Below are 2,290 nucleotides of genomic sequence, written 5' to 3' on the forward strand. Positions count from 1 at the left end.
ACCTGCTGCCGCGCATCCCGCCGCCGGGCAGGCGTCGTCCGGATCCGGCGGAGCGCCGGGCGCCGCATCCGGCGGGACCCTGGCGGGATGGGCCGTCGGCGCGACGGTGGGACGGATACGGCCGCCGCCGGTGCTGCGGCTGGAGGCGCCGGGCTTCGTCGTGCGCTATCCGCGCATCGTCAACGCGGCGCTGATCCCGCCGGGGCCGCTGGCGGCGATGGACGAGGCCTGGACGCGCTTCGAGTTCCCGCCCGCGCCGGTGACGCTGCTGGAGGTGCGCGACGCGATCGTGGTCGATGACGCCATGGTGTTCGACCGCGACCTGCGGGTGATCGCCCCGACCGCGACGGGGTTCGACGACGCGGCGGTGGAGGCGGCGCGCGCGCGCATCCGTGCCGCGGCGGCGGACGGGCGGCTCAATCGCCACGCCGGGCCGTCGGTGCTGTGCAAGCAGCTGTCGCCGTTCAACTACGGGCATTTCCTTCTGGAGATGTTCCCGCGCGCCTATCTCGCGCGGCAGGTGATGCCGCAGCTCCGGCTGAACTACGTCTTCCACCGCACCACGCCGCTGATGCTCGACGTGGCGTATCGCAGCCTGTTTCAGCTTGGCATCGGCCTCGATCAGATGACGATCACCGGGCCGGAGCCGCAGCGCTTCGACCAGCTGTTCCTGTTCGACGGGCTGTCCGATCATGGGCGGTACTTGTCGCCGCTCGCCGTCGCATCGGTGGAGGGTCTCGGCCTGACGGTGGCGCCCGGCACGGCGCGGCGGCTGTTCGTGCGGCGCGGCGGCACGGAGCAGCGCAACCTCGTCGATCAGGACGTGGTCGCCGCCCGGTTTGCCGATGCCGGGTGGGACGTGATCGATCCGTCGACGATGACGCTGGTCGAGCAGATCACCGCGTTTCGCGCCGCCGCGGAGGTCGTGGGCGTGGGCGGGGCGGCGATGGCGAACATCGCGTTCTGCGAGCCGGGCATCAACGTGACCCTGCTGCAGCACGCGCACATGCCGGACACGTTCTACTGGTTCATCGCGAACATCAAACGCATGGACTATGCCGAGGTGCGCTGCGCCCCGGCCGGCGCGCAGGACGCGACGACGTGGAACGGCGACTTCGTGGCAGCCGAGGCGGATATCGCGGCGCTTCTCGGCGGCTGAACGCCGCCGCGCCGGCACAGGCCGCGGCGGGCGAGCACGGTGCGAACGGCTTCGACGGCGGGGCCGACGACGACGAGCGGCGCGCAGGCCTGTGCCTCCCACAGCAGGGCAGGGTCGGGGGAGCCCGCGCCGGGCGGCAGGCGGTCGCGGCCGTCATCGAGGAAGGTCTCCGCCGGCATCCCTTCCGCGAGCACGACGTCGTGCGTCTCCAGCGCGAGGTGCCAGTAGTCGATCGACGCGACCGGCACGCGCGCCACCGCGTCGCCGTCGATCAGGTGGCGCACGGGGATGAGCACGCCGTCGATGAACAGCGCGTGGTCGGGCGAGAGGAACAGGTCGCGGGCCGGTATCCCGTCGGCCAACGCATGGGCGCGGACGCGCACGGGCCAGACCTCCGCCGGGCGGGGGTGGGCGGCGCAGTCGACGTGGAAATGCCCGATCCAGGCGACGGGCCGCCACGCGGCGTCCACGGTGCGCACGCGGTCGCCGACGGCGAGATGCTCCACCGCGACCTCTCCGCGCGCGGTCGCGATGCGGGTGCCGGCGGCGTAGCAGGCCGGCTGGGTACTGGTGACGGTGGTGTCGCCGCCGGCGGTGGCGACGACGAGGTCGGCGGGGTTGATGACGGGGAGGTCGAGGGTGATCGGCCCGCCGTTGCCGAACAGGGTCAGGGCGCTCCCCACATAGGTCTCGCTGGTCTCCACGAAGCCGGTGATGAGCAGGGTGTCGCCGGCGAGGAAGCCCAGGATCGGGTTGGTGGGCGCGGTGGCGGGGGTGAAGCTGATGGTCGGGTCGGCGACGTTGCTGAAGAAGATTCCTCCGCCGCCCCCCGCGCCCGCTGCCGCGAGGTCGAGCGTGCCGCCGTTGACGATGATGTCGCCGACGAAGGTGTTGCGCGCGTCGAGCCTTACCGTGCCAGGCCCGTTGATGACGAGGCGTCCCGCGCCGCTGGTGATACCGAGGCCACCCGATCCGGTCTGGTCGGCGACCGTGCCGGCGATATCGAGCGTCTGGCCCGCCTGTGCGGCCAGCGTGATCTTCTCGATGATCGGCTGTCTGATATCGAAGCTGCCCTGCAGAAAAATGGCGCCGCCGAGCCCCTTGCCCCCCCCCGGCCGCGGGACCGCCTGC

2 protein-coding genes are annotated in these 2,290 nt (G+C 72.3%); one reads left to right on the forward strand and one right to left on the reverse strand.

From position 1 onward, the window contains the following. On the forward strand, positions 1-1,159 hold a 1,159-nt coding region (locus B8460_RS19490; protein ID WP_048863291.1), incomplete at its 5' end, for a glycosyltransferase family 61 protein. Here B8460_RS19490 and B8460_RS19495 read toward each other — a convergent pair. Continuing rightward, positions 1,054-2,290, reverse strand: a 1,237-nt coding sequence (locus B8460_RS19495) for a Hint domain-containing protein (protein ID WP_048863292.1), incomplete at its 5' end; no start/stop codon positions are given. The two genes, B8460_RS19490 and B8460_RS19495, sit on opposite strands and share 106 nt — an antisense overlap.

The sequence above is a fragment of the Acidisphaera rubrifaciens HS-AP3 genome, assembly GCF_000964365.1.
In the GTDB taxonomy this organism is placed as follows: domain Bacteria; phylum Pseudomonadota; class Alphaproteobacteria; order Acetobacterales; family Acetobacteraceae; genus Acidisphaera; species Acidisphaera rubrifaciens.